The organism is Stenotrophomonas panacihumi (assembly GCF_001431645.1).
GTDB classification, from domain to species: Bacteria; Pseudomonadota; Gammaproteobacteria; order Xanthomonadales; family Xanthomonadaceae; genus Stenotrophomonas_A; species Stenotrophomonas_A panacihumi.
On the sequence record NZ_LLXU01000074.1, the window covers coordinates 70553 to 82867 of the forward strand.

11 protein-coding genes are annotated in these 12315 nt (G+C 69.4%); 7 read left to right on the plus strand and 4 right to left on the minus strand.

Annotated elements, in window-relative coordinates; all coding sequences use genetic code 11:
• Positions 1 to 6: 6 nt before the first annotated feature.
• Positions 7 to 522 carry a 3-hydroxyacyl-[acyl-carrier-protein] dehydratase FabA gene (fabA, locus tag ARC20_RS08415; RefSeq protein ID WP_057646334.1) on the plus strand — a complete coding sequence of 172 codons (516 nt, stop codon included), beginning with the start codon at positions 7 to 9 and terminating at the stop codon, positions 520 to 522.
• Between the two features lie 2 nt (positions 523 to 524).
• Complete coding sequence (fabB, locus tag ARC20_RS08420) at positions 525 to 1736, plus strand: beta-ketoacyl-ACP synthase I (protein WP_057646335.1); 1212 nt, start codon at positions 525 to 527, stop codon at positions 1734 to 1736.
• A gap of 43 nt (positions 1737 to 1779) precedes the next feature.
• Here the strand turns inward: fabB and ARC20_RS08425 are convergent, their stop codons facing one another.
• Both ARC20_RS08425 and ARC20_RS08430 read right to left on the minus strand, forming a co-directional pair.
• A complete protein-coding gene (locus tag ARC20_RS08425; RefSeq protein ID WP_057646336.1) occupies positions 1780 to 3804 on the minus strand; it encodes a M3 family metallopeptidase in 2025 nt (674 codons plus the stop codon).
• A gap of 46 nt (positions 3805 to 3850) precedes the next feature.
• On the minus strand, positions 3851 to 4957 hold the full coding sequence (locus ARC20_RS08430) for a PLP-dependent cysteine synthase family protein (RefSeq protein ID WP_057646337.1): 1107 nt from the start codon (positions 4955 to 4957) through the stop codon (positions 3851 to 3853).
• Between the two features lie 106 nt (positions 4958 to 5063).
• Between ARC20_RS08430 and ARC20_RS08435 the strand changes: the two genes are divergently transcribed.
• The 5 genes from ARC20_RS08435 (at position 5064) to def (ending at position 9487) form a co-directional block, all read left to right on the plus strand.
• On the plus strand, positions 5064 to 5456 hold the full coding sequence (locus tag ARC20_RS08435) for a CopL family metal-binding regulatory protein (protein ID WP_057646338.1): 393 nt from the start codon (positions 5064 to 5066) through the stop codon (positions 5454 to 5456).
• 114 nt (positions 5457 to 5570) lie between these two features.
• On the plus strand, positions 5571 to 7322 hold the full coding sequence (locus tag ARC20_RS08440) for a copper resistance system multicopper oxidase (protein WP_057646339.1): 1752 nt from the start codon (positions 5571 to 5573) through the stop codon (positions 7320 to 7322).
• Positions 7319 to 8287, plus strand: a complete 969-nt coding sequence (locus ARC20_RS08445) for a copper resistance protein B (RefSeq protein WP_057646340.1) — start codon at positions 7319 to 7321, stop codon at positions 8285 to 8287. Before ARC20_RS08440 ends, ARC20_RS08445 begins: the two co-directional genes overlap by 4 nt.
• Before the next feature lie 91 nt (positions 8288 to 8378).
• Positions 8379 to 8909 (plus strand): lactoylglutathione lyase, encoded by a 531-nt coding sequence (gene gloA / locus ARC20_RS08450; RefSeq protein ID WP_057646341.1) that lies wholly within the window; start codon positions 8379 to 8381, stop codon positions 8907 to 8909.
• Positions 8910 to 8974: 65 nt separating this feature from the next.
• Positions 8975 to 9487, plus strand: coding sequence for a peptide deformylase (def, locus tag ARC20_RS08455; RefSeq protein WP_057646342.1), 513 nt, complete (start codon positions 8975 to 8977; stop codon positions 9485 to 9487).
• A gap of 15 nt (positions 9488 to 9502) precedes the next feature.
• Here def and ARC20_RS08460 read toward each other — a convergent pair whose 3' ends face one another.
• Together ARC20_RS08460 and ARC20_RS08465 are read right to left on the minus strand one after the other, a co-directional pair.
• Positions 9503 to 10945, minus strand: a complete 1443-nt coding sequence (locus ARC20_RS08460) for a UdgX family uracil-DNA binding protein (protein WP_057646343.1) — start codon at positions 10943 to 10945, stop codon at positions 9503 to 9505.
• A 6-nt stretch (positions 10946 to 10951) separates the two neighbouring features.
• On the minus strand, positions 10952 to 12196 hold the full coding sequence (locus tag ARC20_RS08465) for a putative DNA modification/repair radical SAM protein (RefSeq protein ID WP_057646344.1): 1245 nt from the start codon (positions 12194 to 12196) through the stop codon (positions 10952 to 10954).
• Positions 12197 to 12315 lie beyond the last annotated feature (119 nt).

A 12315-nucleotide genomic window follows, 5' to 3' on the forward strand; every position in this document is an offset into this window, starting at 1 on the left:
TTCCGCATGACCCGCGAATCTGCCTATACGCGCGACCAGTTGCTGGCCAGCGCGCGTGGCGAACTGTTTGGCGCCAACGCCGGCCGCCTGCCGAACGACCCGATGCTGATGTTCGACCGCATCGTCCACATCGCCGAGGAAGGCGGTGCCCACGGCAAGGGCCAGGTCGTGGCCGAGCTCGATATCCGCCCGGACCTGTGGTTCTTCGGCTGCCACTTCATCGGCGACCCGGTGATGCCGGGCTGCCTGGGCCTGGATGCGATGTGGCAGCTCACCGGCTTCTTCCTCACCTGGCTGGGCGCGCCCGGCCGCGGCCGCGCGCTCGGCGTGGGCGAGGTGAAGTTCACCGGGCAGGTGCTGCCCGATGCCAAGCTGGTGCGCTACGAGATCGACATCGCGCGCGTGATCAACCGCAAGCTGGTGATGGCGCAGAGCGACGCGCGCATGCTGGTCGACGGGCGCGAGATCTACACCGCCAAGGACCTGCGCGTGGGCCTGTTCACTTCCACCGAGGGCTTCTGAGCATGCGTCGCGTCGTCATTACCGGCATGGGCATCACCAGCTGCCTGGGCAACGACCTGGACACCGTGTCCAGCGCGCTGCGCGAAGGCCGCTCCGGCCTGCAGTACCTGCCCGACCACGCCGAGGTCGGCCTGCGCAGCCAGGTCGGCGGCAAGGTCGAGCTCGATCTCGATGCCTTGATCGACCGCAAGCTCAAGCGCTTCATGGGCGATGCCTCGGCCTATGCCTACCTGGCGATGCGCGACGCCGTCGCCGACGCCGGCCTGGACGAGGCGCAGGTGAGCGACCTGCGCACCGGCCTGATCGTCGGCTCCGGCGGCGGCTCCAGCCAGTGGCAGGTCGAGACCGCCGACATCCTGCGCGCGCGTGGCGTGCGCAAGGTCGGCCCGTACATGGTGCCGCGCACGATGTGCTCGGCGGTGTCGGCCTCGCTGGCGACCGCCTTCAAGATCCGCGGCCTGAGCTATTCGATCTCCGCCGCCTGCGCGACCTCCGCGCACTGCATCGGCGCCGGCGCCGACCTCATCCGCCACGGCGCGCAGGACATCGTCTTCGCCGGTGGCGGCGAGGAACTGCACTGGACCATGAGCGTGATGTTCGACGCGATGGGCGCGCTGTCCACCGGCTACAACGACCGTCCGCAGGTCGCCTCGCGTCCGTACGACGCCGAGCGCGATGGCTTCGTCATCGGCTCCGGCGGCGGCATGCTGGTGCTGGAGGATTACGACCACGCAGTGAAGCGCGGCGCGCGCATCCATGCCGAGCTGCTCGGCTACGGCGTCACCTCCGACGGCGCCGACATGGTCGCGCCGTCCGGCGAAGGCGCGGTGCGCTGCATGCACATGGCGATGGCCGGCGTGAACCGCCGCATCGACTACCTCAACACCCACGGCACCTCGACGCCGCTGGGCGACATCACCGAGTTGAACGCGGTGCGCGAGGTATTCGGCCAGGACGTGCCGCCGCTGTCCTCGACCAAGGCGCTGTCGGGCCATTCGCTCGGCGCGGCCAGCGTGCACGAGGCGATCTATTCGCTGCTGATGCTGCGCGACGGCTTCATGGCCGGCTCGGCGCACATCGACGCGCTGGATCCGCGCGCCGAGGGCTTTCCGATCCTGCGCGAAACCCGCCAGGCGACGCTGGACACCGTGATGTCCAACAGCTTCGGCTTCGGCGGCACCAACGCCGCGCTGGTGTTCGGCCGCCCGGGCTGATCCGGCACGAAGGGCAGGCCATGGCCTGCCCTCCTTCCAGGCCTCAGCCGGTCATGCCGCTGTGGCGCAGCAGCGCGTCGATCTGCGGCGCGCGGCCACGGAACGCACGGAAGTTCTCCGCCGCGCTGCGGCTGCCACCGCGCGAAAGCACCTCGTCGCGGAAGCGCGCACCGGTGGCCGCCACCTGCTCCGGCGCTTCCTCGAACGCGGCGTACGCGTCGGCGCTCAGCACCTCGGCCCACTTGTAGCTGTAGTAGCCGGCCGCATAGCCGCCGGCAAAGATGTGGCTGAACTGGTGCGGGAAGCGGTTCCAGGCCGGCGGGCGGTTCACCGCCACTTCGTCGCGCACGCGCTCCAGCAACTGCAGCACGCTGTCTTGCGCGGGGTCGTAGGCACTGTGCAGCTGCATGTCGAACAGCGCGAATTCCAGCTGGCGCACGGTGAACATGCCGCTCTGGAAATTGCGCGCGGCCAGCATGCGCTCGAACAGGTTGCGCGGCAGCGGTGCGCCGGTTTCCACGTGCGCCGTCATCGCCTGCACGCGATCCCATTCCCAGCAGAAGTTCTCCATGAACTGGCTGGGCAGTTCCACCGCGTCCCACTCCACGCCATTGATGCCGGCCACGCCGAGCTCGCCGATGCGCGTCAGCAGCTGGTGCAGGCCGTGGCCCATTTCATGGAACAGCGTGGTGACCTCGTTGTGCCGGAACGTCGCCGGCTGGCCGTCGCTGCCGCGGCCGAAGTTGCACACCAGGTAGACCAGCGGCGTCTGCGCGCCGCTCGCGCGGTCGCGACGGTTGCGGCAATCGTCCATCCACGCGCCGCCGCGCTTGCCTTCGCGCGCATACAGGTCGAGGTAGAACTGGCCGACGAGCTGGCCGTTCTCATCCACCAGCCGGTAGAAGCGCACGTCCGGGTGCCACACCGGCGCGGTGTCCGCCTCCACGCGCAGGCCGTACAGCGACTGGATCAGGCCGAACAACCCGGCCAGCACCTTCGGTTCGGTGAAGTACGCCTTCACCTCCTGCTCGGAAAAGCTGTAGCGCGCCTGCTTCAATTTTTCGCTGGCATAGGCCAGGTCCCAGGCTTCCAGCGCATCGAGCCCCAGCTCGTCGCGCGCGAAGTCTTCCAGCTCCGCGCGGTCGCGCCGCGCATGCGGCAGCGCGCGCGCCGCAAGGTCGCGCAGGAAACCGAGCACTTCGCCCGGGTCCTTGGCCATCTTGGTGGCGATGGAATATTCGGCGTAGCTGGAGAAACCCAGCAGCGCCGCCAGCTCGCCGCGCAGGGCCAGGATGCGTTCGATGTGGCCGCTGTTGTCCAGCGTGGCGTCGCCGAACTCCGAGGCACGCTCGGCATTGGCGCGATACAGGGTGGCGCGCAGTTCGCGGTCGTCGGCGTAGGCCTGCACCGGCAGGTAGCACGGCATTTGCAGGGTGAGTTTCCAGCCGGCCAATCCCTCCTTTTCGGCAGCGGCACGGGCGGCCGCGCGCACTTCCGCCGGCAGGCCGGCCAGGCGTGCTTCATCCTCGACGTGCAGCGACCACGCATCGGTGGCGTCGAGCACGTTCTGCGAGAACTTCGCCGACAGCGCCGACAGTTCCTCCTGGATCGCCGAGAAGCGCTGCTTGCCGGCATCGTCGAGTTCGGCGCCGCCCAGGCGGAAGTCGCGCAGTGCGTTGTCGATCACCTTGCGGCGCGCCTCGTCGTAGCCCGCGGCTTCCGGCGCGGCGGCCAGCTGCTTGTACTGCGCATACAGCGCCAGGTTCTGCCCCAGCGCGCTGCCGAAGCGCGACACCTTCGGCAGGTTGGCGTTGTAGGCCTCGCGCAGCGCCGGGGTATTCACCACCGCCTGCAGGTGGCCGACCTGGCCCCAGGCGCGCCACAGGCGCTCGGTGGCGTCGTCCAGCGGCACCACGAAGCTTTCCCACGTCACCGGCGCGACCTGCTCGGCGTGCTTCACCGCCGCCTCGGCCTCGGCCAGCAGCTGGTCGATGGCGGGCGCGACATGCTCGGGCGTGATGGCGTCGAAGCGCGGCAGGCCGGAGAAATCGAGCAGCGGATTGTTCATGGCGACTCCAACAGGGCAACGTTCACGGGATACCAAGATATGGCGGTCATTCCTGCCAGGCGCAAGGCAATTCCGGCAGCCCGTGGCCGCCCACCGCCGCGGCGACCACCGCATCGCAGCCGGCCACGTCGATGCCGCGCTCGGCGTACCAGGCCGGGTTGTAGTAGCTGTGCGCGTAGCGCTCGCCGGCATCGCACAGGATGGTGACGATCGAGCCGCCACGACCGGCCTGGCGCATCTGCTGCGCGGCCAGCAGCACGCCGACGAAATTGGTGCCGGTCGAACCGCCCACGCGCCGGCCCAGCCGCGCGCTCACGTGGCGCATCGCGGCCAGGCTGAGGTCATCGGGCACCTTGACCATGCCATCCACGCAGCTGGGGATGAAGCTGGCCTCCACGCGCGGGCGGCCGATGCCTTCGATGCGCGAGCCGCCGGTGATTTCCAGGCGGCGCGCCTGCGCATCGCCGGCCAGCGCGCCGCGGTAGCCGTCGAAAAACACCGACACTTCCGGATCCGCGCACAGGATGCGGGTTTCGTGCCGGCGATAGCGCACATAGCGGCCGAGCGTGGCCGCCGTGCCGCCGGTGCCCGGGCTGCACACGATCCATTCCGGTACCGGGTGCGGCTCCTCGGCCATCTGCTTGAAGATCGACTCGGCGATGTTGTTGTTCGCGCGCCAGTCGGTGGCCCGTTCGGCGTAGGTGAACTGGTCCATGAAATGGCCGCCGGTCTCGCGGGCCAGCTGCTCGGAAGTGTCGTTGAGGTCGCAGGCGCGTTCGCACAGGTGGCAGCGGCCGCCGTGGAACTCGATGGCGGCGATCTTCTCCGGCGAGGTCGAGGCCGGGATCACCGCGATGAACGGCAGGCCGAGCAGGCGGGCGAAATACGCTTCCGAGACGGCGGTCGAACCGCTCGACGCCTCGATCACCGGCCGCCCCTCGCGCAGCCAGCCGTTGGCCAGCGCGTAGAGGAACAGCGAGCGCGCCAGGCGGTGCTTCAGGCTGCCCGTGGGGTGGCTGGATTCGTCCTTGAAGTAGACGTCGATGCCGGGAAAGCCGGGCAGCGCCAGCGGGATCAGATGGGTATCGGCGGAGCGGTTGAAGTCCGCTTCGATCTTGTGGATGGCCGCGTTGACCCACTCACGATGCGACATGGCTGGCGATGGTTTGAGAAAAATCCAATTCTACGCCCCGCCTCCCCCGCCCGGCCGGGCCATGGCAGGGTGCTATCCTTCGGCTTCATTTTCGCCATCCCCCGCCATGCCGCTGCTCCTCCGCCTGGTGCTGTGCCTCACCCTGCTGGCCAATACGGCCGGCGGCGCGTGGGCCATGCAGGCTACCGGCGGGGTGCGGGCCGACGCGCCGCAGATGGCCATGCAGGGCTGCCACGACGGCGCGCCTTCCGCCGATGCCATGGCAGCAATGCACCATGACGGCGGTCACATCGACAAAGCCGCAAGCAAGCACGGCGCGCACGATGCCGGCTGCTGCGCCCATGCCGGGTGCGATTGCCTGCAGCACTGCGGCACCTCCATCAGCCTGCCGGCCACGCTGGCGCTGTCGCCCCCGCCGGGCACTGGCCCCGCCGCGAGCCTGCGGCATGACCGCGGCCTGCCGCAGCCCTACCAGCCCGTCCGACCTCCCATCGCCTGAAGCGCTCCGGCGGCAGTAGCCGCCCGTTGACCGTGGCCGCTGTGCGGCCCTCCCCGACGATTCTTCCGTGATCGCGCGGCCCCTCCCCCGGGACCGGCCGCGCATGGAGCCTTCATGACCCACGATGTCCTTCGCGGCGCGCTCAGCCGGCGCCGCTTCGTCCAGGGCCTGGCGCTGGGCGGCGTTGCCGCCGGCACCGGCCTGTGGCGCCTGCCTGCCAGTGCCGCCAACCTCTCCGCCGTGCCCGAGTTGCGCGGCAACGACCTGCGCCTGTCCATCGGCCGCGCGCCGGTCGATTTCACCGGCCGCGCACGCTCGGCCATTACCGTCAACGGCAGCCTGCCGGCGCCGACGCTGCGCTGGCGCGAAGGCGACACGGTGACCGTCCGCGTGGCCAACACCCTGCGCGACGCCCCCACCTCGATCCACTGGCACGGCCTGCTGCTGCCCGCCAACATGGACGGCGTGCCCGGCATGAGCTTCGATGGCATCGCGCCCGGCGAGGCGTACCAGTACCGTTTCACGCTGCGGCAGTCGGGCACCTACTGGTACCACAGCCATTCGATGTTCCAGGAACAGTCCGGCCTGTACGGCGCGCTGGTGATCGACCCGCTGGAACCGCCGCCGTATCGCCACGACCGCGAGCACGTCGTGCTGCTCTCCGACTGGACCGACCTCGACCCGGCCGCGCTGTACCGGCGCATGAAGCAGATGCCCATGCACGACAACACCTACCAGCGCACGGTGGGCGACTTCTTCCGCGACGCGCGCGAGGCAGGCCTGTCGGCGACGCTGGCCGACCGCGGCCTGTGGGGCCGGATGCGGATGACGCCCACCGACCTGTCGGACATCAACGCCCACACCTATACCTACCTCGCCAACGGCACCTCGCCGGCCGGCAACTGGACCGGGCTGTTCCGCCCGGGCGAGAAGGTGCTGCTGCGCTTCATCAACGGCGCGGCGATGACGTATTTCGACGTGCGCATCCCGGGCCTGAAACTCACCGTGGTCGCCGCCGATGGCCAGTACGTGCATCCGGTGACGGTGGACGAGTTCCGCATCGCGCCGGCGGAGACGTTCGACGTGATCGTCGAACCCGGCGGCCAGGATGCCTACACCGTGTTCGCGCAGGACATGGGCCGTACCGGCCATGCGCGGGCCACGCTGGCGGTGCGCCATGGCCTGGAGGCACCGGTGCCGGCGCTGGATCGCCGCCCGCTGCTGAGCATGGCCGACATGGGCCACGACATGGCGGGCGGCGTGCACAAGGGCATGGAAGGCGGCTGCGGCGCGGCGATGGGCATGGAGATGCCGGGGATGTCGCACGACCATGCGATGGCGACCACGACGCATCCGGCCAGCGAACGCGGCAATCCGCTGGTCGACATGCAAAGCAACGCGACCTCGCCGAAGCTCGATGACCCCGGCATCGGGCTGCGCGGCAACGGCCGCCGCGTGCTGCGCTATGCGGACCTGCACAGCGTGTTCGAGGATCCGGATGGCCGCGAACCCGGGCGCGAGGTCCAGCTGCACCTCACCGGCCACATGGAGCGCTTCGCGTGGTCGTTCGATGGCGTGCCGTTCGCTTCGGCGCAACCGCTGCGGCTGAACTACGGCGAGCGGCTGCGCATCGTGCTGGTCAACGACACGATGATGCAGCACCCCATCCACCTGCACGGCATGTGGAGCGACCTGGAGGACGAACATGGCGCGTTCCAGGTGCGCAAGCACACCATCGACATGCCGCCCGGCACGCGGCGAAGTTATCGCGTGCGTGCCGATGCGCTCGGGCGCTGGGCCTACCACTGCCACCTGCTGTACCACATGGAAGCCGGCATGATGCGGGAAGTGCGGGTGGACGCATGAGCGCCCGAATCTTGCTGGCCTGCGGGCTGGTGCTGTCCGCGCCGCTGGCGGCGGCGCAGGATCCTGCCGCCGCGCGGCAGGCGTCGTCGGCCGCCGCCGACGACATGTCGCAGATGGACCACTCGCAGATGGACCACTCGCAGATGGACCACTCGCAGATGGACCACTCGCAGATGGACCACTCGCAGATGGACCACTCGCAGATGGACCACTCGCGGATGGACCACTCGCAGATGGACCACTCGTCCAGCGCGCCCCGCACGCCGATTCCACCGGTCACCGCCGACGATCTCGCCGCAGCCTTCCCCACGCTCCACGGCAGCCATGCGCACGCGGGCGCACCCGTGCACTACCTGCTCGTCGATCGCCTGGAAGGCTGGGACCGCGATGCCGGCAGTGGCCAGGCCTGGGAGGTCAACGGCTGGTATGGCGGCGACATCCACCGCCTGCGCCTGCGCAGCGAAGGCGAGCGCGAAGACGGACGCACGCATTCGGCCGACGCCGAGCTGCTGTATGGCCGGGCGATCTCGCCGTGGTGGGAACTGGTGGCGGGCGTTCGCCAGGATTTCGCTCCGGGCGCCTCGCGCACGCGCGCGGCCTTCGGCATACAGGGACTGGCGCCGTACAAGTTCGAGCTTTCGGCCACGGCTTATATCGGCGACGGCAGCGACGCGGCATTGCGCGTGGAAGGCGAGTACACCTTGCTGCTGACCTCGCGCTGGATCCTGCAACCCCGCCTGGAGGCCAACGTCTCCGCCCACGAGGACGCGCAACGTGGCGAGGGCGGCGGCCTGGACAGCGCCAGCGTCGGCCTGCGCCTGCGCTACGAAATCAGCCGGCGTTTCGCGCCCTACATCGGCTGGGAGCACGAACGTCGTTTCGGCGACGCCGCGCGCCTGGCCGAAGCGGACGGCGAGGCGTCGCGTGCGAGCCGCTTCGTGGCCGGCGTGCGCTTCTGGTTCTGAGTGTTCCACCGGGCCATCGGGAAGCGGCGGTTACAATGGCCGCACGCCCGATGCGCCCGGCGCATCCCTCCCCGCACACGAAGGTATTGCCATGAGCCTGAAGGACATCCAGCAGCAGCCCGGCGTCGCCGCGCAGCCCCCGGCCGAGACCGCCGGTTTCGTCTTCAACCACACCATGCTGCGGGTCAAGGACATCGTGAAGTCGCTGGACTTCTACACGCGCGTCCTCGGCTTCCGCCTGCTGGACCAGCGCGATTTCCCCGAAGCGCAGTTCAGCCTCTACTTCCTGGCGCTGCTGCCGGCCGGCACGCAGGTCCCCACGGATGACGCCGAACGCCGCGTATGGATGGCCGGCATTCCCGGCGTGCTGGAACTCACGCACAACCACGGCACCGAAACGCAGGAAGGCCCCGTCTACCACGACGGCAACAGCGACCCGCGCGGCTTCGGCCACATCTGCGTGTCGGTGCCCGACATCCACGCCGCCTGCGCGCGTTTCGACGCGTTGGAAGTGCCGTACCAGAAGCGCCTGGAAGACGGCCGCATGAAGCACCTGGCTTTCATCAAGGATCCGGACGGCTACTGGGTGGAGATCATTTCCAACACGCCGCTGGCGGGCTGAGCCGCCTTCGCCTGCGTGCCGGCGCGGACGTTCTAGAATGGGGCGAGCCTCCCGGAAGCCCCGCCATGATCCGCGACATCATCCGCATGGGCGATCCGCGCCTGCTGCGCATCGCCCCGCCCGTTACCGTGTTCGATGCCGACCTGCGCACGCTCGTCGACGACATGTTCGAGACCATGGATGACGCGAACGGCGTGGGCCTGGCCGCCCCGCAGATCGCCGTGGACCTGCAGCTGATGGTGTTCGGCTTCGACCAGAGCGCCCGCTATCCCAACGCGCCCGCGGTGCCGCGTACCGCGCTGGCGAACGTGGAGATCACGCCGCTGTCCGACGAACTGGAAGACGGCTGGGAAGGCTGCCTGTCGATCCCCGGGCTGCGCGCGGTGATCCCGCGCTGGCGCGTGATCCGCTACCGCGGCCAAACGCCCGACGGCCAGTGGCTGGAGCGCGATGCCGAAGGCTTCCATGCGCGCGTCGTGCAGCACGAGCACGACCACCTGATCGGCCGGCTGTATCCCTCGCGCATCCGTGACTTCAGCAAGTTCGGCTTCGAGGACGTGCTGTCCTACGAGCTGTAGCGGCAGCGTCGGCGCTCATGGCACGGCCGTGGCGGGCGCGGGAAGTGGTTCGCCTTGCAGCAAGGCCAAGTCCGCCGCCAGCATCTGTCGCCAGGCATCCCGCTGCCGGGGCGGCTGCCGCAGCACGGCGGAAGGGTGATAGGTCGCGAAGGCGCGCACGCCACTTTCCATCCGCTGCCATTGACCCCGCTGCGCGGCAAGGCGGAAGTCCGGGCCGAACAACGCCAGTGCCGCCGTGCCGCCGAGCGCGACCACGACGCGCGGCTGCACCAGCGCCAGCTCACGCTGGAGCCAGGGACCGCACGCGTGCACATGCGCACGCTCGGGGTTGCGATGCAGGCGCCGCTTGCCACGCTGCTCGAAGCGGAAGTGCTTCACCGCGTTGGTCACGAACATCGCGCGCCGGTCCAGCCCGAGACCTCGCAACACGTCATCAAGCAGTTGCCCGGCGGGCCCGACGAACGGACGCCCGGTCAGGTCCTCGGCATCACCCGGCTGCTCGCCGACCAGCATGATGCGCGCGGTGGACGGCCCCTCGCCGCGCACTGCCTGCGTCGCCGGCTCCCACAGCGGACAGCGCCGGCACGCCGCCAGATCCTGCGCCATGGCGTCCAGGGTCGCGGGGGCGGGCGCCGCCGCATCGCGCGGCCGATCCGGTAGCCGGCGCCGCACGGGCATGGGCGCGCGGTCGGCCATCTCCTGCATGCGCGGGCCGGCGTCGCGGATCAATAGCGGCAGCAGCTGCGCCTCCGGCAGCAGTTTCCAGTATTTCTGCGGCATCTCCTGTCGCATCATCCGCGGATTGATCCGCGCCGGATTGAAGATGTTCGCGTAGTAGGTGCGCCACAACGATTCATGCTCGTCGTCGGCCGGGGCAGCGGCACGGGTGGAGCCTTCCCCGAAGTGGAGCTGCCCGTCGTCCCAACACACACTGCGGTAAGGGGTCAGGATCGCCCATCGCATCCCCGCGAAGCGGCGGGCGAAGAACGGGGCCACGCGGTCGAGGATCCAATGCGCCGGCTCGAACCAGGCCACGAAGCGCTCCGGTTCGCCCGCCAGCGCACGGAAGCGCACGAACGCCTTCATCTTGTGGCAGTCGCGACGCACGGCCTTTTCCAACTCGCGCAGCCGATGCACGTCCACGTCCGTCGCGCGCTCGATCAACCGCGGCTCGCCATGCGCCATCCGCCACAGGACCCGATACAGCAGGGCGTGGCGTTGCGGATCCTGGTGGCAGGCCACCGCTTCGGCCAATGCAATGAAGTCGCGCGGCACGCGCAGCCCGGCAGGTGCTGCTGGCCCGTCCGCCACCTCCCCGGAGGACGCAAAGGCCAGCCCGGCCTGCGTCGCCCCCTCCCACCGGACCGATTCGGGCGGCCAGCCCGCACGCAGCGCCTCGCGTGCCCGCGCACGCCATATGCCAGCGTCCCACTGGGGTTCGACAGGGAGGAAGTGCATCGCCGCTCAGTCGAACAGGCCGGCCTGCCGCGGTGCGGGCGCCAGGGCGGCGCGCAGGCGCGCGGGGTCGTCCAACTGTTTGCGTGGATGGTGGTCGAGCACGCGGACGAAAGGGGTGACTTTTTTCATCGGCAACCGCAGGCGTTGCAGGTCGGCCAGGCGCAGGCGCCCATGCCGGCGCGCGGTGACGATGCGGCCCACGCTGCGCGTGCCCAGGCCAGGCACGCGCAACAGCATCTCGCGGGAGGCGGCATTGATATCGACGGGGAACTGTTCCGGGTGCCGCAGCGCCCATGCCAGCTTGGGATCCACGTCCAGCTCGAGCATGCCGGAAGACTGCGCCGGCACGATTTCTTCGACGGAGAAGCCATAGAACCGCAGCAGCCAGTCGGCCTGGTAGAGCCGGTTTTCGCGCTGCAGCGGCGGCGCCTGCAATGGCAGGCGCGAGGAGGCATCCGGAATCGGGCTGAAAGCGGAGTAGTACACGCGCCGCAGCCGGAAGTTGCCGTACAGGTTGTCCGACGTGGCCAGGATCGTGCGGTCCGCCTCGCCGTCGGCGCCGACGATCATCTGCGTGCTCTGCCCGGCGGGCGCGAAGCGAGGAGGCTTGGGGCGGCCGCGCGCGGTGGCCTTGCGCGCCTCGACGCCTTCCTCGATGCGCCAGCGCAATTCGCCCATCGCGGCCCGGATCCGGGGCTGGCTCTTCTCCGGCGCCAGGCGCCCCAAGGCACCTTCGGTCGGCAATTCGATATTGATGCTGAGCCGGTCCGCGTAGCGACCTGCGGCCGCGAGCAGTTCGGGCGCCGCGTCGGGAATGGTCTTCAGGTGGATGTAGCCGGCGAAGCGGTGCTGTTCGCGCAGGGAGCGTGCCACCGCGACCAGTTGCTCCATCGTGTAGTCGCTGTCGCGGATGATGCCGCTGGAGAGGAACAGCCCTTCGATGTAGTTGCGCTTGTAGAAGTCCAGCGTCAACGCCACGACCTCCTGCGTGGTGAAGCGCGCCCGGGTGACGTTGCTGGACACGCGGTTGACGCAGTAGGCGCAATCGAAAATGCAGAAGTTGGTCAGCAGGATCTTCAGCAGCGACACGCAGCGGCCGTCGGGCGTATACGAATGGCAGATGCCCATGCCTTCGGTGCTGCCGATTCCGCCGGTCCCCAGCGAATGGCGTTTGTCCGCACCACTGGAAGCGCACGACGCATCGTATTTCGCGGCGTCGGCCAGCACCGCCAGTTTGTCCGTGAGCTTCATGGCCGAACTCTGGACAGCGCGCGTCTCAATCCGTGAGACGCTCCCCGCGTGGGCGCGGTCGGCACCTGACGCGTTCAGCCGCCGGCACCCGACTTGACTTTCACGCCCGTGAACGTGCC

What these genes read in the sequence shown, in the direction of transcription:
- fabA (WP_057646334.1), top strand. Translation starts at nt 7, where the DNA reads ATGACCCGCGAATCTGCCTATACGCGCGACCAGTTGCTGGCCAGCGCG.
- fabB (WP_057646335.1), top strand. Translation starts at nt 525, where the DNA reads ATGCGTCGCGTCGTCATTACCGGCATGGGCATCACCAGCTGCCTGGGC.
- ARC20_RS08425 (WP_057646336.1), bottom strand. Translation starts at nt 3,804, where the DNA reads ATGAACAATCCGCTGCTCGATTTCTCCGGCCTGCCGCGCTTCGACGCC.
- ARC20_RS08430 (WP_057646337.1), bottom strand. Translation starts at nt 4,957, where the DNA reads ATGTCGCATCGTGAGTGGGTCAACGCGGCCATCCACAAGATCGAAGCG.
- ARC20_RS08435 (WP_057646338.1), top strand. Translation starts at nt 5,064, where the DNA reads ATGCCGCTGCTCCTCCGCCTGGTGCTGTGCCTCACCCTGCTGGCCAAT.
- ARC20_RS08440 (WP_057646339.1), top strand. Translation starts at nt 5,571, where the DNA reads ATGACCCACGATGTCCTTCGCGGCGCGCTCAGCCGGCGCCGCTTCGTC.
- ARC20_RS08445 (WP_057646340.1), top strand. Translation starts at nt 7,319, where the DNA reads ATGAGCGCCCGAATCTTGCTGGCCTGCGGGCTGGTGCTGTCCGCGCCG.
- gloA (WP_057646341.1), top strand. Translation starts at nt 8,379, where the DNA reads ATGAGCCTGAAGGACATCCAGCAGCAGCCCGGCGTCGCCGCGCAGCCC.
- def (WP_057646342.1), top strand. Translation starts at nt 8,975, where the DNA reads ATGATCCGCGACATCATCCGCATGGGCGATCCGCGCCTGCTGCGCATC.
- ARC20_RS08460 (WP_057646343.1), bottom strand. Translation starts at nt 10,945, where the DNA reads ATGCACTTCCTCCCTGTCGAACCCCAGTGGGACGCTGGCATATGGCGT.
- ARC20_RS08465 (WP_057646344.1), bottom strand. Translation starts at nt 12,196, where the DNA reads ATGAAGCTCACGGACAAACTGGCGGTGCTGGCCGACGCCGCGAAATAC.